Below are 19,180 nucleotides of genomic sequence, written 5' to 3' on the forward strand. Positions count from 1 at the left end.
TTCTACTCCTCGACGTCTACTTTCGCGGTTCCGGTCACGGCCCCATCGATGCGAGCGGTCACCGTCCCGGTCGTGTACTCCGTCCCGAACTCCTTCGACCACTCGACTGCCCCGCCAGCCTCCACCGAGCGCTCGATGATTGTCGATTCGTCGTCGTCGTACATCTCGTCCGTCGGCCAGTACAGCGCCGCGAGGAACCGTCCGTCGTTCTTCGAGACGTTTTTCGCCGCGAACGAGAGTTTCGCGTTCGAACCTTCCATCGTCGCGTCGAACGACTGGAGTTCGAACTTCGGGGCAGGCTTGGGGAGTTTCGCCACCGCGTCGTCGGGGAGCGACCACTCGGCGCTGTCGTCGTCGTACCGACACCGAATGGCCGCCTCGCTCGCGTCGAGCGGCGACGGCGGTTCGAAGGCGATCCAGCCGACATCGGATTCGTCCGCATAACCCATGTCGTAACGAACCTCACCACGTTCCGCGAACCGTCTGCTCCCGGCACCGATTCCGCCGACATCGTTTGCCGGATAGGTTTCGTCGTCCACGACGAGTTCGAAGGCGTCGTACTCCGGTTTTCCTTTCGCACTGACTGTTTCACCGTCTTGACTCTGAATTTCGGCGACGACGAACTGCTTCTCGTCCGGACTGAGAACCCCACCTGATCCCATGACGGCTTCGTATTCTACCGCTTTTCGAACCGTCGGGTTTACAACGGCAACCCACGCGTCGCCGACGGCCCGTATCGCCGAATCAGAGACTGAAAACGACGCTTTCTGGGGCGGTTCGTCGGCGGTCGTGGTCGAACTCATCGTATCCGTCGTGCCGTTCGTCTTCGTGGACGAGGCGGAATCGTCCGCTCCCGAGGAAGCGTCTCCGAGACAGCCAGCAAAACCGGCGGACAGAGCACCGGCGACGACGAGGAATTCCCGTCGGTTCGTGGGGGACATATTCTCGAATGTTTCGTCTCCCGATATATGTTTTCTGTCTGGGATATTTTGGTGCATGGGCGGAGTGATATTTCGAGAGGATTTCGATTCCCTCGCGATTACAGCAACCGCGGAAACACCGCAGGAGCCTGGTCGCCCCGATATACGCATAATTGACTAGTTAAGGAACTATTCAATTAGGGATGTATACCTCGAAACCGTCCGCCTGATCACGTGAGCATCGCTCGCGTGACCGGGTAGGTGATTTCTGGACCGGTATCGGAGTCGCTACTGAAATCGCGGGAAAACAGAACGCGCTCGTTCGAAGAAAACGATAGAGAACTCGCCGAAACCCCCGCTATCGACGTTTCAGACCGGTTTGCCGAACGCGTAGACGGTCTGGTGGCTGGTGACCTCCACGTCGAGGAAGTCGCCGGGTTCGATGCCGTGCTCGGAGGCGTGCTGGACGATGATCTGTCGGTAGGCTCCGTCCCGGCATTTCACGGAGTCACCGGTGCCTTCCTCCACGACCATCACACGCTTTTCGGTGCCGACCATGTCGTCGTAGGCCGCGCCGACGATGTCCATCTTGAGTTCGGACATCGCCTTGGAGCGCTCCTTCTTGATCGTCCCACCGAGACCCTTCATGTCCGCGGCGTCGGTCCCCGGCCGCTTGGAGAACCGGGTGACATTGAGCTTTTCGGGGCGCGTTTCTCGCAGAAGCGCCATGCTCTGTTCGTGGTCCTCGTCGGTTTCGGTGGGGAAGCCGACGATGAAGTCCGTCGAGAGCGTCCAGTAGTCCAGATACTCGTCGAACGTCTCGACGATTTCGACGTACTCCTCGACCTGATGCTGACGGCGCATGTCGCCGAGCACGTCGTTCGACCCGGACTGCACCGGCGCGTGGATGAAGTTGTACAACTCGTCGTTCTCGGCGAACACCTGCGCGAGTTCCTCGCGGATGCCGTGGACGCCCTTCGGGTTGGCCATGCCGACCCGAACCCGGAAGTCGCCCTCTATCTCGTTGCAGATGCGGTCGAGCAGGACGTGGAGTTTCCGCTCGCCTTGGTCCCATCCGTAGACGCCGGTGTCCTGTCCGGTGATCCGGAGTTCCTTTGCGCCCGCGTGGACGAGCGCTCGGGCCTTCTCGACGTTCTCTTGGACGGACGGCGAGTCGATTCTGCCCGTCGCGTGCTTCGTGATGCAGTACGAACAGTTCGACATACACCCGCGGGCGATGGGGAGGATGCCGACAACGCCGTCCAGCACGGGTTCGACGCCGGGGCCGGGGGTCGGACATTCGCCGTTCGTGACGGCCGTGGGCACGTCGTCCCAGTGGAGGATTTGGGCGTCCACGCCCTCGGTTTTGAACTCATCGCCCTGTGCGAGCGCCATACAGCCCGTAATGATGAGATCCGCCGTCTCCGATTGCAGTTCTTTGGCCCGTCGAACCATGTTCCGCTCCGTCTTCTCCACGACGGTGCAGGTGTTCATGATAGCGACGTCCGCACCCTCTGGTCCCTCGACACGGTAGTGGCCAGCGTCGCGCAGCGCGGACTCTATCTGGCGACTCTCACCTCGGTTCGAGGTGCATCCGTAGGTTTCGATGTGATACCGGGCCATTCACTCCTCGCTTTCGCCTACGCGGGCAAAAGGGCGACGATTGGGTGGCGTTCGTGCCGCAAACGGTGTGATGCGTGCACACTCCGCGATGGAGAACTCGGGCGTCGGGGACACCCGGTTCGGCGAAGCGCTGGAAACGCGAGTTCGAGAATCCGATCCGGGATGCATTCGCCATCACGGGCGGAACGCCGTTCGACGCCACCACGGAGGGGAAAGACTTCGTCGATGCTGTACGCGCTCCGAGAGGACTGAATCTTCCCCAAATCCTGTCATCGGTTTCGCATCCGACGGTAATGGTTCGTGTCCCTGCACGCGGAGACGACCGAAATCACAGAGAAGGCTGACTCTTTCGGTCACGCCGTTTCGCGCTCAGATTGTCCTTATTCTGTCAGTATTCCGGATTTCGTTCCCTTTTTCGGACACCATTCGATGAGAATCGTAACCGGATTCATTCGACGTTACCCCTCTACTCGCACGATTTAGGCGGCCAACAACAAACTGGCTGTAGCCCAACCAACGGGTGAACCACGCGACTGCGTGGGGGAGACCGAAAATGACACAACACGAACTCGTCACAAGCACCGTCTTACAAGCTGGTGGGCTCCCGGGATGGGTCCAAGACCCCGTTTCGGGGTTCATCGCACTGCTTCCGCGTCTCGTCGGCGCGATCGTCATCCTTCTCATCGGCTGGGTTATCGGTCGCGGCGCGGCCGCCGTCGTCCGCCGAATCGCCGACAGGATCGAACTCGACAGAATGGTACTCGACACGCCGCTCGGCCGGATGCTCGGCGGAACGGAAAGCGCCGTGTCGGGCGCGTTCGGCAAACTCGCCGCGTGGTTCATCTACGCACTCGCCATCCTCGCGGCGGCGAACGTGCTCGCCATCTCCACGCTGTCACTGTGGGTTTCGACGGCCGTCTCGTACCTTCCGGCGCTGATCGCCGGACTGCTCGTCATCGTGCTGGGCTTCGTCGTGGCCGACTTCATCGGCGACGCCATCATGCGAACCCGCGCGGCGACCCACACCGACTACACGACGTGGTTCGCCACGGGTACCCGGATGTTCCTGTACTTCACCGCCATCGTCATCGGCCTCGATACGATGGGAATCGACGTGGGCATCCTCTACCTCTTCGCTCGCGCCCTCGCGTGGGGCGTCGCCGCCGCCATCGCCATCGGTGCCGGTGTGGCGTTCGGCTGGGGCGGACGGGACTACGTCGCCGAGCACATCGACGGCTGGATGAGCAGCGCCCGACAGGGCACGCCCAGTCCGCAACCGAGCGACGACGACTGAGAAATGGGTGGGTTTTCGCGGCCTATCCGCGGAAATCCTCGACGATTTCCACGCCGCTGCTCGCGCCGATGCGCTCCGCACCGGCGTCGAGCATGGCCTTCGCTTTTTCGTAGTCGCCGATACCGCCGCTGGCTTTGACCGGCAGGTACTCCGCCATCAGTTTCACGTCCTCGACTTCAGCGCCGCCGTCGGCGAACCCAGTCGAGGTCTTGACGAATGCCGCGTCGGCCTCCTTCGCCAACCGGCAGGCATCGTGTTTCTCCTCGTCGGTGAGGAGCGCCGTCTCGATGATGACCTTCACCGGGACCGGCACGGCGGCGACGACGTCCTCGATATCCGCCCGCACCGCGTCGTGTTCGCCCGCCTTCAGTCGTCCGACGTTGATGACCATGTCCAGTTCGTCCGCGCCGTCGTCCCACGCGACCACCGCTTCCTCGCGCTTCGCGTCCGTCGCGTGCTGCCCGTGCGGGAACCCGACGACCGTTGCGAGCGTCACGTCCGGTTGGTACTCGGCCGCCTCGGCGACGTAGCACGGCGGAATACACGCGTTCATTCCGTACTCCTCCGCTTCGTTCATCACTTTCTTCACGTCCGAGAGGGTCGTCTCCGGTCCCAACACGGTGTGATCGATTTTTTCCGCGAGTTCGGCTTCGTTCATAGCCGGTGGGATGGACCCGCAGGGTAAAAATCCCGCTATCACGATGGTGAGAAATGGGTGTTTCGTGAGTTGGTGGCGGTTCGGTTCCTGTACACTTGCGACGAACCGACGTTTTCGATTCTTCCGCGGCTTCTGCTGCTGAGATGGAGACTTCGTCACGCTCGCTTCGTCGAGGTGATTTCGATTCGGTTGCGATTGCACTCGCTGGGAAGCGGTCCTCGAAAGCCCCACCCGCCCGGTTCACGAGGACTTCGCGTACCGCAGCGGCTGTTCGTATCGATCAGCTCGTCCAACAGGGTGGTGCGCGGGCCAGCACGCCCTCGGATGAACGCTATCCTCGGTCCTGCTGGCTATCGTGCGAGGGATGAGCGGAACGACTGACAAGGAGTCATTCGAAAATCTTCGATTTTCGTGATGCCGTCAGAACAGCTGTTCTGACTTCCAGCCAGAAGCCGTTGGCTTCTGGCGATGCCAAAAACCTCCGATTTTTGAGCATGAAGCGAATCGGTTGGGGAGGGGTGTGGTGCGGAAGTGGTCGGGGTGGGACTTCTGAAAGACTTCGTCTTTCAACTCCCCGCTCGTTCCTCGCGGTGGCTTTCGGGGCGGTCTGCTTCTTGGTAACTGCAATCACAAACCGACCAAGATCAATTCTGACTCATCGTAGCGAGCGGGCGGGGGCTTTCTCCGTCTCCCTCGAAGATGCTGTGCTCTCGATAAAACTACCAAACACCCCAGTTCAGAGTGAACATCCGGAAACAGCCCCAAACGACCACCCAACGAATCGAATCCATCGTCCATCCCGTAGCGCAACCCTTACCCACGCGCTCTTGCAATCGCGGGTAATGAGCAGAGAGAACTTCGAGATCCGCGACCAGGACGGCGGGGGTCGAATCGGCGAACTCACCGTCCCACGGGCGGGCGTGACGGTGGAGACGCCAGCGCTGTTGCCGGTGGTCAACCCCCACATGCAGACGGTCGAACCCTCGCGACTCGAATCCGAATTCGGCGCGGAAATCCTCATCACGAACTCCTACATCCTCTACAAGAGCGAGGATTTCCGCGACGAGGCGCTCGATGTCGGCCTGCACGAACTGCTGGACTTCGACGGGGCCATCATGACGGACTCGGGGTCGTTCCAGTTGGCAGAATACGGCGAAATCACGGTGACGACCGAGGAAATCCTGCAGTTCCAACACGACATCGGTTCGGACATCGGAACGCCGGTGGACATTCCGACGCCGCCGGACGTGGACCGCGAACAGGCGGAGGACGAACTCGCGACGACCCAAGAACGCCTCGAACTCGCGGAGACGGTCGATGTGGGCGACATGCTCGTCAACGCTCCGGTACAGGGGTCGACGTATCCCGACCTGCGCGAGGCGGCGGGCCGCCACGCGGAGGACACCTCGCTGGACGTGTTCCCGGTCGGTGCGGTCGTCCCGCTCATGAACGAGTACCGCTACGGCGACATGGTGGACGTGGTCGCGGGGGCAAAACGCGGACTGGGTGCGGACGCGCCAGTGCACTTGTTCGGTGCTGGCCACCCGATGATGTTCGCGCTGGCGGTCGCCATGGGCTGTGACCTGTTCGACTCGGCGGCGTACGCGCTGTACGCCCGCGACGACCGCTATCTGACGGTTCGCGGGACGGAGCAGTTGGAGGACCTCGATTACTTCCCCTGTTCGTGTCCGATCTGTGCGAACCACACGCCCGCGGAGATCCGAAGTCGTGGCGACAAGGAGCGGGAGCGACTGCTGGCGGAGCACAACCTCCACGTCACCTTCGAGGAAATCCGGACCATCAAGCAGGCGATTCGGACGGGCAACCTGTTCGAACTGGTCGAGAACCGCGCGCGTGCCCACCCGGCCATGCTCGACGGCTACCGGGCGCTCGGCGACCACGCGGCGCAACTCGAACGCACCGACCCCGCCTCGAAAGGTGCCTTCTTCTATCTCTCCGGCGAGAGCGCGGCCCGGCCGGAAGTCGTTCGCCACCACCAGCGACTCTCGCGGCTGAATCCCGAGGGTCGGGTGCTTCTGACCGAAGGCAACCCGAGCAGTCGCTACGACGAATCGTGGAACGTCGTCCCGCCGTTCGGTCCGTTCCCGCGTGCGCTCTCGGAGACGTACCCGCTCACCGCCGAGATTCCGGATCGGATGGACACGGCGGGGTACGAGTCGGCGGCCCACGGCGTGGCTCGGTTGGTCGAGGAGAACCCGGAGACTGCGTTCACGCTCGCACACCGTGGCTGGCCCGACTCGGCGCTCTCCGTCGTTCCCGATGCGGTGCGAACCGTGGACCTCTCGACCGTTTGAGCGACCGCAGATCCTCGGTGGCATATATATTCCATTAATTCGAAAGCGAAACCATTGGGTCGGGGTCCGTCCTTTATTTCAGGTGCCGGGATGGTATGGGTCCCGGTACTGGACAACTTATATGGCTGTCACGGACTCGCTGTGGAGGGCGAGTATCTTCCCGTGACCAGCGTGGCCCATCCGGGTCGGTGGCGGCGTCAACTCACTTCGACCCGACGGCTACGCTGTCCTTCTCTTCGACCGTTACTTCTCGCGATCAGTAGCGTGGCTACTCCACGGAGCTTTGGACCCCTCGTCGTTCGGATAAACTGCCTGCCATGGAAGCCAGAGTTCCCCTCCGGACGCATACCGTAATAGGAGTGCCGGGAAACCCGGTACGAGGTGACTATCAATGAGTTCGACCAACGAATCTACACCGTCGAAATGGGCGTCCGGTGCGAACGTTCTGCTCGGGTTGTGGCTGTTCTTCATCCCGACGTTCGTTTGGTCGGCCAGTGGCGCGAGCTTCTGGAACGACATCATCGTCGGAGCAGCCATCACCATCATCGGCGCGTACGGCGTGTATAGCGCGACGAATGGCGATTCACCGGCGAACTGGAGCAACGGACTCAACACGCTGCTCGGGTTGTGGATGATCGCGTCCGCGTTCATCTGGGGCGGGACCGCCCTGTTGTTCTGGAACGATATCGTCGTCGGCGTCGTCGTCGCGGTTCTCGCCGGGTTCGCGACGTTCACCGGTTCCGGTACCCGGACGGAGACCAGTCAGGAAGCGAACGCGGGCAGTGAGTAAGCATCGTATCCACCCAGTCGTCGCTTTTTTTCGAAAACGATAGTTCGAGAGGGTCACGGCTCCTGTCGGACATCGCGGTCTCGATGACGAACTCGTGGAGTTACGCAAGATAGTTCAATCCGCTTCCCCGAAACACGGGTATGACCGACTATTTCGAGGTTCACGGCCGCGACGGGGCGGCCCGAATCGGGGAACTTCGCCTCTCCGAGTCAGTGACCACGCCCGGACTCGCTGACGATGTGGTTTCCGACGGCGGAAGCCTCTGGTTCAAAGAGCGCGACGTGCCGGAAGGTGACGAGTCGAAACTGACCGTACTGCCACACCGCGCGTTCCCGAGCGGCACCGACGAGGAAGTGATGGAGTCGTTCGCGGTCGAGTATCCGGACGTGGAGTTCCCGAGCGCCGCCGTCGTCTCCCCGGAGACGGCCGAGGACTTCGGTGCCGACGCCTACGTTCTCTCCGGCGCACGTGGTTTCGTCGGCCACGGAGCGGGTTTCAAGGACGCCGTCATCGAAACCCGCGAGGCGATTCCCGGCGACAGCGCGCTCATGCTGTCGGGCGTCGCCACGCCGGAAAACGTCGCCACGCTGGTGTACGCCGGAGTTGACCTCGTGGACTCCGATTTGGCCGTCGTCAAGGGAACCCAAGGCAAGTACCTCACCACGGAAGGCCAGCACTATCTCGACGACCTCCACGAACTGCCGTGTTCCTGCCCGGCCTGCCAGCGTCCGTTGGACGAGTTCACGCGCGAACACTGCGTCGAACACAACGTCAACGCGCTCCGAGCCGAGTTGGCCATCGTTCGCGAGCGGATCCGTGCAGGGCGACTCCGGGACTACATCGAGGGGCAGGCCCGCCACGAGCAGTGGCTCACCGCGGCGTTCAGAGAGTTCGACCAGGAGTGGAGCTACATCGAGGAACGCACCCCAGTCATCCGCAATTCGGAACTCGCGGCCGCCACCGAGGACAGCCTGCGCCGCGTCGAGATTCAGCGCTTCGCCGACCGCGTGACGACGCGCTATCGAAACCGGTTCGACCGCCCGCTCGTCCTTCTTCCCTGCTCCGCAAAAAAGCCCTACAGCGAATCCCAGAGCCACGGTCAGTACCACGACGCCATCCAGTTCCGCGCGCATAAGGTGTCGATGACGAGTCCCATCGGCGTCGTTCCGCAGGAACTCGAACTCACCTATCCCGCACAGCACTACGATTCGGTCGTGACCGGTCGCTGGAGCGAGGATGAAAAGGAGTTCGTCGCGGAAGTCCTCCGGCGGTACTTGGAGCGAAACGAGTACCCGAGAGTTATCGCGCACGTTCCCGGGGAAGGCTACCGCGACATCTGTGAGCGCGTCGAGGATGCCCTCGGAATGTCGTTCGAGTACACCGTCGAGGACCACCCGACGACGACCGAATCGCTCGCCAACCTCGCGAGCACCCTGACCGGCGAATCGAAGTACGGTAAGCGCGACCGACAGCACAACACCGTCCGGGCGATGGCCGACTACCAGTTCGGCGACGGCGCGGGCGACGAACTGTTCTCGGAACTCAACATCCAGAGTCGCTACCCGAAACTGCGCGTGCACGACGACGACGGCGAGCAACTCGCCGCGATGGTTCCCCAGTACGGAACCCTCTCGTTCACGCTCAACGGTGCACGCCACTGGGTCGAGAGCGGCGCGCCGGTCAAGCGCGTCGAAATCGACGCCTTTGCCCCCCACGGAAGCGTCCTTGCACCCGGCGTCGTGGACGCGGACGACGACATCCGCCCCGGCGACGAAGTCGTCATCGAAGGCCCGAAGGCGTTCGCCATCGGCCGCGCCGAGATGAGTGGCCCTGAAATGGTCGAATCCACCCGTGGCATCGCCACCGAGGTTCGACACGTCGAAGAAAAGTAGGCTGATTCGCTCAGAATTTATAATTCGTTCGCGAGTTTATAATTCGAGCCGCGACTTTTTAGGCGATAAATAATAAATCCCCTCGGGGTGGTACCCTCTCCTATGGGAGCACCTGCCGACCTCGAGTTCGAAAACGCGATTCAACAACGTATCTACCACCACGTCGAGACCAGCGGGGCGGCCACCATCGGGGAGGTTCGTGACGAGGTCCGAATCGACTCGCCGTCCGGGTCGAAACCGGCCCGCTCGGGTACGACCGAGCCACGGGTTCGAATCCCGGCGGAGGAGTTCCACAACTCCGTCGCCGCGCTCGTGGATTCCGGTCTCCTCGTCCAGAGCGAAGGGGAACTTCACCTCGCGATGGACGACGACGTTGAGGAGTACGACGAAACCGACCTGTCGTACCGAATCCGGCAAGCCCACCAGTCCGACTGGCGGGGCATCGAAACCGCGATTCGTGAGGTCGCCGACGAGGGCGCGTCGATTTCCGCCAAGCGCGTCGCGGCCGACATCGGCGACGAGGGTGCGCTCCTCCGGCGCAACGACCGCCGCTCGCGCATGTTCTACGTCGCTACCGTCACCGGCGGCGAGAACGACGGCGAAGTCGCCGGATGGGTCCACTTGGACGCGCCGGAACTCGACGAACTGCGCCACACCGCCGAATTGACCGTCGGCGTCCGAAGCCCCTACCGTGAACACGGCATCGGCGGCCGACTCCTCGAACGCGCGATGAACTGGGCCACTGAGACGGATTTCACCAAAGTTTACCAGAGCCTCCCCGCCACCAACGAAACCGCCATCGAACTGCTGCAGGACTACGGCTGGGAGACCGAGGCCGTCCGTCCGGACCACTACCTCGTCGGCGACGAGTTCGTGGACGAAGTCATGATGGCTCGAAAACTCTGATTCGAGAAATACGTCTTCGATAAACGTGATAAGCCGTGATCTTCGTGTTTTTCGTCAGTCGTCAGTGACGACGAGATATGTTTGGTGATTTCGTGATTGCAGTTGCTAGGAGGCAGATCCCGAAAGCCCTCGCCCGTCCAAGCGAGTGGCGCGCGCGAGAAACGCGTGCGAGGGATGACTGAGCGAGTAGAACGAGCGAGGGAATCGGCTGGGGAGGCGTGTGGGCGGTTGTGGTGCTGTCGTTTGGGTGTCCCCGTGAGCTTGCGAACGGGTGCTCGTCGGAGCGTGTCTCCGACGGTGGATTGAAAGGGGCCGTCCGCTCGCGCATCGTTTAGTCGCTGTGGAGGCCCTATCCGCGCGGGTTGTGTGGAGAGCACGGATATCTTCCACAGCGACCGCGAGCGGGCGGGGGTTTTCGAGGAAGTCTTCCCAGCAACTGCCCCCGTAAAAGTACCAAAATTTCTCCGACGAAACGAGCGTGGCGGAAGTGTTCGAGGACGTTGGTTTCAGTCCGTCTATCGCGTCAGCAGTTTCCACACTGCGCTGACGATGAGTACGCCGACGAAAAGCAGGAGGAACGGCCACAGAGCGACCGGTTCGACGTACATCAGCGCTGTACCTCGGTCGGCGTGTCCGTAGCTATCCACTCCGCGGTTCGCTCCGGGTGTCGGATTTCCACCCAGCCGTTCGAACAGAACACCGTCTCGTACGTTCCCCCTGTCTTGGTCATCACTGCGGGCTGGTACCCATCCCCCCGTCCGATGAATGGCGTGGAACGTACTTTGTTATCCACGCCGTAGCCCCGATAAGTCGGCCCTGACTACCGGGCCAGCGGGAGGCTATAACTCGTTTCCCGCTCCATGACCGCATCCCACGTGTGCTCACACTCGCAACTTACCTCCTCGAACACGGAGGGGTCCTGGCGCAGGTCGAAGTCCTTGATGGCCTTCTGGACGAGGTCGTCGCACTCGCCGCAGTTGTGTGCGCCACGGTCGCTACCGTGCCCGACGGGATCGGAAACGACGATTGCCGGGGCGTCGGCGGTGTCCTCCAGCACGTCACAGACGCTCCAGAGCCACGGTGGACGGTAGCCGTTCCGGAAGTACAGTTCGTCGACCATCGTGTACCGCTGGACGTTCGTCGGGTTCATCGAGACGGTGTGGGCGTACTCGGCGCACTTCCGGATGGACTCCTTCATATCCTGGACGGCTTCCGGTTCCGAGAGAAACGGCGGCTTCATCAGCAGGTATGCTTTGATACCCGCTCCGACCGATGCGGCGTTCTCGCTGGCCTGGATGAAATCGTCGAAGTCGAAGTACTTGTTCACGCAATCGTGGCGAACGCGGTCGTTCGCCGTCTCCAGCCCGATGGCCACGTCGGTCTCCAGTCCCTCCTCGCGGAAGTCCCGTAGCTTCTCGGGGGTGACGAAGTCCGGCAGGCTCTCCACGACGATCCGGTCGCGGTCGGAAAACGTCTCGGCGATGGCCTTCCGCGTCTCCGCGCCGACTTCGCGCTCGTCCAGGAACGACCCCGAGGTGTAGATTTTGATGAGGCCGCTCTTCTCGTCTGCTCCCTCGCGTTCGTGTTCGAGACAGACGTCGATCTGATCCATCAGCGCGTCGTGGGGGACGCTGCCGCCCTCGACCGATTCGGCGACGTACCCGCACATCGTACAGCCACCGGCGCGTGCCCAGCGACAGCCGCCGGTGTTGAGGATGATGGTCAAACTCTGGTAGACGCCGTCGGGCGTGTTGTCCTCGTCCAACCACACCCGTGTCGGTTCGTGTGGGTCGTAGTGCTTCTCCTTCCGGGCGCGAATATCGCGCATCACGGAGTTGTGGGCGTCCATGCCCTTGCCCCGCTCGTAGCTCTCGGGCGTCGGCGTACTCATTGTCGGAGAAAACGGTTACGAGCGTAAATCGGCTTCGTCTCGTCGGGCGACGCGCCGCGAGCAGGTGAGGGCCAGTGCGCCGACGACCGCTCCGACCGTGTCGGCGAGCGCGTCCCACACCGACGGGTCCCGAGGGACCGGTATCTGTGCAATCTCCATGGCGATACCGAAGACGACGGCCGCCACGACCCCGACCGCGAAGACCACGACCCGTCGATAGTCGGGGCGAGACGCCGAGAGCGCGGCGGCGATGGTGGCGGCGAGCACGGCGTAGCCGCTCGCGTGAAACCACTTGTCCCGGCCGACGACCCCGAGAGGACCGAGTTTCTCCACGCCGACGTCCGGCGACGCGAACACCGAGAAGTAACAGATGACGGTCGCGACGAGAATCACGAGGAGCCATCGGAGGCGGACGGATTCGATTCGGGACCGAGTCATTCGTTCGTCTCATCGTCGGGAGATTTGTAAAGGACGACGGTTCGCCCGCGAGACGAGACCATTCCCCCCGAACGTGGGGCAAATAGCTTCACCGAACCTCGAACCTCGCCGAACTATCGCCATTATTCATCATTATCGGACAGTTAGGTGAGACAACAATAGGGGTTCAACTGACAACGAGTACAACAGTGATTTTAAACTGGAACGAAATGGCTGGAAAATTGACCTACTAGCCGATATTACTGATGAATTATCGGAGCCGCACAAATAACAGGGAAATGTCTTTTTCTGACGATGTGACTCACACATGACCTGTGCCGATCCAATCAATTATGCTAGGCAGAAACAACGCGGGAGAGTCCTTAGAAACCTGATAGCAAATAGGGTGCCGTTCCTTCCATGTCTCGTATGCCGGAAGATACACGACGTACGTTTTTGAAGACGGTCGGCCTCGCCGTCGGGGCCACGGGCATCGCCGGTGCAACCGGAACGAACCTCGGCGTCCTCGCAGACGGAGATACGCCCTCCACGCCCCTCCTCGATGATGAGAGTTGGACCACGTTCCAGTACGATGCCGCGAACACCGGTCACTCACCGGGTAGTGCGCCGTCGGAGTATCCCTTCGTCGAATGGAGCAAGCAAATCGGCGACGGTGGAGACATCATCTCCCCGCCGACCATCGTCGATGGCACGGGATACACCGTCGACACCAACGGGACGCTGACCGCGTTCGATTTGGAGACGAGGGAAACCGACTGGCAGGTATCGCTACAGAACGGTACGCCGCAGAAAGACGGACAGCAGACGCACAATCTCAGTCCCACCATCGTCGGTGACGTGGTACTCGCGTCCGTCCACGGCGTCCTCCACGCCCGCAACATCTCTGACGGGAGCGTGCAGTGGACGAAGGCCTTCGACAACGCGGACACGGAAAACAATTGGATCCTCTCCCCGACGACGGTCACCGACGGAACGGTGTACGTCTCCGCGGACGAGGACGGACTGTACGCCCTCGATTTGGTGGACGGATCCGAGCGATGGTCCGTCGACGCCTCGGGGGAGATGTACGCTCCCGCCGTCGTCGATGGGATGGCCTACTTCGTAGCGGACGACGGAATCCACGCCCTCGATGCCGACGACGGTACCGAACAGTGGCACGTCGAAGAAAATCGCAATCCGCACGCAGCACTGACCGTCGCCGACGGCCGTGTCTACGCGGACAATCGGGAGTACGTCATGGCGTACGACGCGGACGACGGAACGGAACGCTGGTCGTACGATGGCTCCGACTATTTCGGCGGTTCGTCCGCGTACGCGGACGGAACGCTGTTTTGTATCACGGAGTCGGGTAATCCGTTCGCTCTCGACGGTGCGACCGGAACGAGGTTGTGGCACTCGTCGGAAGTCGGTGGTTCGTCGTCGTCGCTCAGCGTCGCCGATGGCATCGTGTACGTCGTTAACGACGGCGTGTTCGCCACGAAAGACGAAATCGGTGCGTTCGGACTCGACGCGAAAACCGGCGACGTGTTGTGGCGATACCAACCGCGTGACGTGAGTCACTACGCGTACCAACCCGCGTCGCCGACCATCGCGGACGGGACGCTCTACGTCGGCGACGACATGGGCTACGTCTACGCGCTCGCGCCCACGGCACCGGACGGCACGAACTGGCGGTTCGAAATCGCGTCCGAGACGACAGAGGAATTCATCCGGAATTCGAACCTTTCGCCCGCCGTCGGCGAGGAAACGGTGTACAGCAGAACCGGCTGGGACGTGGTCGCCATCAACGATGAGAGCGGAACGGAACGATGGCGGTTCGAGGAGGAAATCGAACTCTATCTCGCTCCCGTCTCCGCCAACGGAACCGTTTTCGTCGTCGGCGAGGGCGACAACACCGGCGAGGACTTGCTGTACGCGCTGGACGAACAGGCCGGAACGGTGCAATGGAGACACTCGTTCGATAGTCGGGTTCATCAGATAACCGCCTCCGAGGACGGAACGGTGTACGCGTACTCCGACGAACAACTCTTCGCGCTGGACGCCGACACCGGAAAACAGGAGTGGGTCCTCACCGGCGATGATTGCTCGCCCATTCACTCCCCCCGAACCGACTTCGTCGTAACCGACGACGACATCCTCTATGGGGCGTACAGCCACCTCTACGCGATCGACCGAACCGACGGGACGATTCGCTGGTCGGTGTACCACCGTCTCATGTACACCGGTCTCGCCGTCGAGGACGGAATCGCCTACGTCGGCGTCAACGGCACGAGCGACGACGAACCGAACAACGTGTTGGCGTTCGACGTGGCCGACGGAAGCGAATTGTGGAGTACCCAAGTGACAGACATGCCTATCGACGGAATCGCCGTCGACGGCGATTCCCTGTACGCGACGCTCGGGTTCGGGGAAACACCGCTACTCGTCCAACTGTCGGCCGACGACGGAACCGAACGATGGCGATTCGAGGGCAACGCGGAAGGAGATGGCGTCGTCACCGCACCCGTCGCCGTGGACGACACCGTCTACTTCGCGGCGAACAGGCGGGTGTATGCGTTCGACAGTGACGGGAACCGGACCGAACGCTGGGAGACGACCGGCACGATAGCCGAATCACCCGTCGTCGCGGACGACGCGGTATACGTCCCGAGCGTGGAACAGGTCGGTAGTGGACTCCTCTGCTTCGTCTACTCCTTCGACCGCGACGAATAGCGACGGGCACGCTCCGGACCCGTTTGTTTCTCCTCGTCTTGGCGTGACCGTTCTTCCGTCGCCGACGCGGCCATTCCAACCGACCGGAGCGCACGCGCGCGAGCGAATCGCCGTCCGAAATCGCTGATTCGACGCCTGAGTTTAGCCGAAACATCTCGGAAAATTTTCATCCCGATGTCTCACGATAATTCAGAAAGGATCGCCATTCTCGCGGCGCATGGCAACATATGCCGGATCGAAAGCTTCTAAGTCTGGTTCTCGAACGGGACGATAGGATGTCCGACGAATCCGGAGACTCCCCGAAATTCGAAACGATGGCGGTGACGCACGCGGAACAACCGCCCCATCACGAACGAGCAGGCGACGTGACGATGCCGATTCACCTCGCATCGACGTACGAGGCGGGCGGTATCGACCCGGACGTGGGTCTCGAGGATTTGGATCCCGACGAGAACCAGTATCTCTACTCGCGTCTCGCCAACCCGACTCGCAATGCGCTTGAACACCGACTTGCGGCGCTCGAAGGCGGCGACTACGGGATGGCCTTCGCCTCCGGAACCTCCGCAATCGTCGCCACCATCACGGCGTCGGTTCGGCCCGGCGACCACGTCGTCGCGTTCGACGACCTGTACGGCGGCACCAAGACGATGCTCAAGGAGTTGTTCCGCGAGCGCCTCGACGTGGCCGTGGATTTCGTGGACGCCCGGGACACCGACGCCGTCTCCGACGCCGTCCGCGACGACACCGCCCTCATCTGGATGGAGACGCCGACGAACCCCCTGCTTCGACTCTGTGACATCGAAGCAATCGCCTCCATCGCCGAGTCCGTCGATGCGACCCTCGGCGTGGACAACACCTTCCTCTCGCCGTACTTCCAGCAGCCACTGGAACTCGGCGCCGACGTGGTCGTCCACAGCACGACCAAGTACCTGAACGGCCACAGCGACTCCATCGGCGGTGCCGTCATCACGGACGACGCCGACCTCGCCGACGAAATCGGCTTCCTCCAGCAGGTCGGCATGGGCAACATGCTCGCGCCGTTCGACGCCTTCCTCACCCTCCGCGGGTTGAAAACGCTCCCGCTCCGGATGCGTCAGCACGAGTCCAACGCCGCCGAAATCGCCGCGTACCTCGACGAACACGACGCGGTCTCGACGGTGTACTACCCCGGACTCGAATCCCACCCGCAGTACGAACTCGCCCAGCGTCAGATGGACGGCGGCGGTGGCGTCCTCTCGTTCGAAATCGACGGCGGCCTCGAAACCGTGGAGCGCTTCGTCGCCGAACTGGACGAGTTCCCGTTGGCCGTCAGTCTGGGCGGCGTCGAATCGCTCATCGAGCACCCGGCGAGCATGACTCACGCGCCGCTGACGCCGGAAGAACGCGAGGAAATCGGCATCTCGGATTCGTTGTTGCGCGTGTCCGTCGGCGTGGAACACCCGAAGGACCTCATCGCCGACCTGGAGTCGGCGTTCGAAGCGCTAGAATAGCCTTAGAGGTACCAGAACACCGCCATTCCGACGAGGAACGAAACGGCGGCGAGGGCTAAAATCGCGAGTCGCTGTACTGCGCTCGCGGACTCCGGGTCCGCGACGCGGTTCGGGCCACGGAACTGCATGACGCCGATGGCGACGAGCGGTAGCCCGGCAATCGATCCGAGTATCGCGTACGGCGAAACGAGAGTGGAACCGACGAGAAATGCGAGGGCCGTCGTGACACCGATAATGATGGACCCGATTCCCCGCTTTTGATGCCGTTCCATACCTGAGGCTCCTCGTTCGAATCAGTTAGTCGTTCGGTTGTCTCGGTGACACCCGTTTCGAACCGAGTGCACCGGAGAGGGCACCAACCAGCAGCAGACAGACGACCGTCCCGGCGACGACGGAGGTGTCGCTGTCGGCGACGAGCCATTTGCCGAGTTCCGCGACCAGTCCGTCAGCCCCGACGAACAACGCGGCCCCTCCCGCGAGAATCACGAGCGATATGGCGGCGGTGAGCAGTCCGTGAACCCCACCGCGAACCGAATTACCTCCCACGAACTTCCCCGTGACGTAGCTACCGACCGGAAACGCCAGCGTGCTGGCCAGGGCCGCCGCGCCGAACAGCGTGTCGAACACGCCGACGAGCACGAGGAGCGCGGGAACGAGATGCGCGCCGAGCGTGATGATCAGTCCGACCGCGACTGCCCCGCCGTCGATTCGGGAGGGTGCCGACGGTCGACTCTTCGCCCGGCGAACCCTGGTCAACGGCGGATCGTCGTCGCTCATTCGTCATCGCCCCGTTCGATGGTCGGTACCGTCCATACTATCGAATCGTTCGCTCTCCATCAAAAACGCTTGGCTCCGGAGATTACGCCGATTTCGCGTCCGTCAGTCGCTTGAACTGGTCGTCGGTGAGCGACACCTCGGTCGCGGCGAGGTTCTCGTCCAACTGTTCGACGGTTCGTGCGCCGATGATGGGTGCGGTGACGGCGTCGTGTTCGAGCAACCACGCGAGGCTGACCTTCGCGGGCGTCGTCCCGATTTCGTCAGCCACTTCTTCGACGACGTCCAGCACGTCGAAGTTCTCCTCGGTGAGGTAACTGTCGCGAAACTGCTGGTCGGTCGCACCGCGGGTGCCCGCCGCCGGTTCCTCGTCGCGTTCGTACTTGCCGGTCAGGAAGCCACCGGCCAGCGGCGACCACGGGATGATACCGATGTCGTAATCCTCACACATCGGGATGTAGTTCGGTTCGGTTTCCCGGTTGACGAGGTTGTAGCGGGGCTGTGCGAGGCGGAATGGCTCGTACTCCATCTCGTTAGCCTTGACGACCTTCCACGCGTTGGGTTCGAGCGTCGAGGTGCCGAGATAGTTCACCTTCCCGTCACGGACGAAGCCGTCGAGCGTCCGCATGAACTCGCCTGCGGGCGTTTCGTCGTCCCAACGGTGGATGTAGAGCAGGTCGACGTAGTCGGTGCCGAGGCGGTCCAGAATGAGGTCCATCTGTCGTCGCAGGTGCTTCCGGGAGAGACCGCGGCCGTTCGGGTCGTCCTTCCGGGTCGGCCAGTATATCTTGGACGCGATGATGAAGTCCTCGCGGTCACGGTCGGCGAGCCAATTTCCGATGTATCGCTCGCTCTCCCCGTCGCCGTACATGTCGGCGGTGTCGATGAAGTTCCCGCCCGCGTCGGCGTAGGCGTCGAGCAGTTCGTGAGCACGGTCCTCGTCGATTTCGACCTCGCCTTCGTCGTTTTCGTGACCGAATCGCCACGTTCCGAACGCGATTTCGCTTACTTTCGTTCCGGTGTTCCCCAGCGATACGGTTTCGAGCTCCATATCGCATCGTATTCGTGCATGACGGTTAAATCGAGCGAAGGAAGGCGACTGGCCGAGCAGAACGGCAGGGACCGGAGGGCGACAGCGGGGACTCGAATAGGGCGGACCAGTGGTCTGTTACTTCCGTCCGTACGCGTGTCCGATGAGGAGGGAGATGACGTTACAGCCAAGCAGGCAGAAGAAGACGGTCATCTCTGCGTCAGAGAGACCATTCAGGAGTAAAACGAGATAGCAGAACGGAAAGACGACTGCCGACCAGAAGCCAACGAACTGGATCGGCGTCGTCAGCGAATGCTCGTTGAATCGTGCGTGCAGTGCGGTGAGTTTCCGGCGGCCGACGGCGAGCGACTCACCATCGTTCTTGTAGGTTGTTCCCGACATGGTAGCACACCCGTGCCCGGCTAAATCGTAGACGAGATACCCCTT

At 62.0% G+C, this 19,180-nt stretch carries 17 protein-coding genes; 7 read left to right on the forward strand and 10 right to left on the reverse strand.

Annotation, left to right across the window (positions count from 1 at the left end):
- Positions 1-2: 2 nt before the first annotated feature.
- Positions 3-941, reverse strand: coding sequence for a hypothetical protein (locus NKF25_RS03820; RefSeq protein WP_253225378.1), 939 nt, complete (start codon positions 939-941; stop codon positions 3-5).
- A gap of 348 nt (positions 942-1,289) precedes the next feature.
- Entirely contained in the window at positions 1,290-2,543 is a 1,254-nt protein-coding gene (locus NKF25_RS03825; RefSeq protein ID WP_253225379.1) for a tRNA (N(6)-L-threonylcarbamoyladenosine(37)-C(2))-methylthiotransferase, read from the reverse strand.
- Positions 2,544-3,096: 553 nt separating this feature from the next.
- Here NKF25_RS03825 and NKF25_RS03830 point away from each other — a divergent pair.
- Positions 3,097-3,837 (forward strand): hypothetical protein, encoded by a 741-nt coding sequence (locus NKF25_RS03830; protein WP_253225380.1) that lies wholly within the window; start codon positions 3,097-3,099, stop codon positions 3,835-3,837.
- 22 nt (positions 3,838-3,859) lie between these two features.
- On the opposite strand, the gene deoC is transcribed toward NKF25_RS03830, so the two are convergent.
- Positions 3,860-4,495: a deoxyribose-phosphate aldolase gene (deoC, locus tag NKF25_RS03835; protein WP_253225381.1), complete on the reverse strand. Its 636-nt coding sequence runs from the start codon at positions 4,493-4,495 to the stop codon at positions 3,860-3,862.
- 842 nt (positions 4,496-5,337) lie between these two features.
- Between deoC and tgtA the strand changes: the two genes are divergently transcribed.
- The 4 genes from tgtA to NKF25_RS03855 all read left to right on the forward strand — a co-directional run bounded on the left by tgtA (position 5,338) and on the right by NKF25_RS03855 (position 10,398).
- Complete coding sequence (gene tgtA, locus NKF25_RS03840; RefSeq protein ID WP_253225382.1) at positions 5,338-6,810, forward strand: tRNA guanosine(15) transglycosylase TgtA; 1,473 nt, start codon at positions 5,338-5,340, stop codon at positions 6,808-6,810.
- A gap of 391 nt (positions 6,811-7,201) precedes the next feature.
- On the forward strand, positions 7,202-7,600 hold the full coding sequence (locus NKF25_RS03845) for an SPW repeat protein (protein ID WP_253225383.1): 399 nt from the start codon (positions 7,202-7,204) through the stop codon (positions 7,598-7,600).
- Positions 7,601-7,740: 140 nt separating this feature from the next.
- The gene (arcS, locus tag NKF25_RS03850; RefSeq protein ID WP_253225384.1) at positions 7,741-9,492 is read left to right on the forward strand and encodes an archaeosine synthase subunit alpha; all 1,752 of its coding nucleotides are present in this window, start codon (positions 7,741-7,743) and stop codon (positions 9,490-9,492) included.
- Between the two features lie 102 nt (positions 9,493-9,594).
- Positions 9,595-10,398: a GNAT family N-acetyltransferase gene (locus NKF25_RS03855; protein ID WP_253225385.1), complete on the forward strand. Its 804-nt coding sequence runs from the start codon at positions 9,595-9,597 to the stop codon at positions 10,396-10,398.
- A gap of 607 nt (positions 10,399-11,005) precedes the next feature.
- On the opposite strand, the gene NKF25_RS24130 is transcribed toward NKF25_RS03855, so the two are convergent.
- The 3 genes from NKF25_RS24130 to NKF25_RS03865 all read right to left on the reverse strand — a co-directional run bounded on the left by NKF25_RS24130 (position 11,006) and on the right by NKF25_RS03865 (position 12,727).
- Entirely contained in the window at positions 11,006-11,128 is a 123-nt protein-coding gene (locus tag NKF25_RS24130; protein WP_256486587.1) for a hypothetical protein, read from the reverse strand.
- A 90-nt stretch (positions 11,129-11,218) separates the two neighbouring features.
- Entirely contained in the window at positions 11,219-12,289 is a 1,071-nt protein-coding gene (locus tag NKF25_RS03860) for an archaeosine biosynthesis radical SAM protein RaSEA (protein ID WP_253225386.1), read from the reverse strand.
- 15 nt (positions 12,290-12,304) lie between these two features.
- Positions 12,305-12,727 carry a VanZ family protein gene (locus NKF25_RS03865; protein ID WP_253225387.1) on the reverse strand — a complete coding sequence of 141 codons (423 nt, stop codon included), beginning with the start codon at positions 12,725-12,727 and terminating at the stop codon, positions 12,305-12,307.
- A 408-nt stretch (positions 12,728-13,135) separates the two neighbouring features.
- Here NKF25_RS03865 and NKF25_RS03870 point away from each other — a divergent pair, with 408 nt between their 5' ends.
- A complete protein-coding gene (locus tag NKF25_RS03870; protein ID WP_253225388.1) occupies positions 13,136-15,439 on the forward strand; it encodes a PQQ-binding-like beta-propeller repeat protein in 2,304 nt (767 codons plus the stop codon).
- A gap of 314 nt (positions 15,440-15,753) precedes the next feature.
- The gene (locus tag NKF25_RS03875; RefSeq protein ID WP_253225587.1) at positions 15,754-16,929 is read left to right on the forward strand and encodes a PLP-dependent aspartate aminotransferase family protein; all 1,176 of its coding nucleotides are present in this window, start codon (positions 15,754-15,756) and stop codon (positions 16,927-16,929) included.
- Between the two features lie 2 nt (positions 16,930-16,931).
- Here NKF25_RS03875 and NKF25_RS03880 read toward each other — a convergent pair whose 3' ends face one another.
- The 4 genes from NKF25_RS03880 to NKF25_RS03895 all read right to left on the reverse strand — a co-directional run bounded on the left by NKF25_RS03880 (position 16,932) and on the right by NKF25_RS03895 (position 19,135).
- Positions 16,932-17,201 carry a hypothetical protein gene (locus NKF25_RS03880; protein ID WP_253225389.1) on the reverse strand — a complete coding sequence of 90 codons (270 nt, stop codon included), beginning with the start codon at positions 17,199-17,201 and terminating at the stop codon, positions 16,932-16,934.
- Positions 17,202-17,226: 25 nt separating this feature from the next.
- The gene (locus NKF25_RS03885) at positions 17,227-17,706 is read right to left on the reverse strand and encodes a hypothetical protein (protein ID WP_253225390.1); all 480 of its coding nucleotides are present in this window, start codon (positions 17,704-17,706) and stop codon (positions 17,227-17,229) included.
- Positions 17,707-17,788: 82 nt separating this feature from the next.
- A complete protein-coding gene (locus NKF25_RS03890) occupies positions 17,789-18,754 on the reverse strand; it encodes an aldo/keto reductase (protein ID WP_253225391.1) in 966 nt (321 codons plus the stop codon).
- 117 nt (positions 18,755-18,871) lie between these two features.
- On the reverse strand, positions 18,872-19,135 hold the full coding sequence (locus tag NKF25_RS03895; protein WP_253225392.1) for a hypothetical protein: 264 nt from the start codon (positions 19,133-19,135) through the stop codon (positions 18,872-18,874).
- Positions 19,136-19,180: the final 45 nt, after the last annotated feature.

The sequence above is a fragment of the Haladaptatus sp. AB643 genome, assembly GCF_024136975.1.
Taxonomy (GTDB): Archaea; Halobacteriota; Halobacteria; order Halobacteriales; family Haladaptataceae; genus Haladaptatus.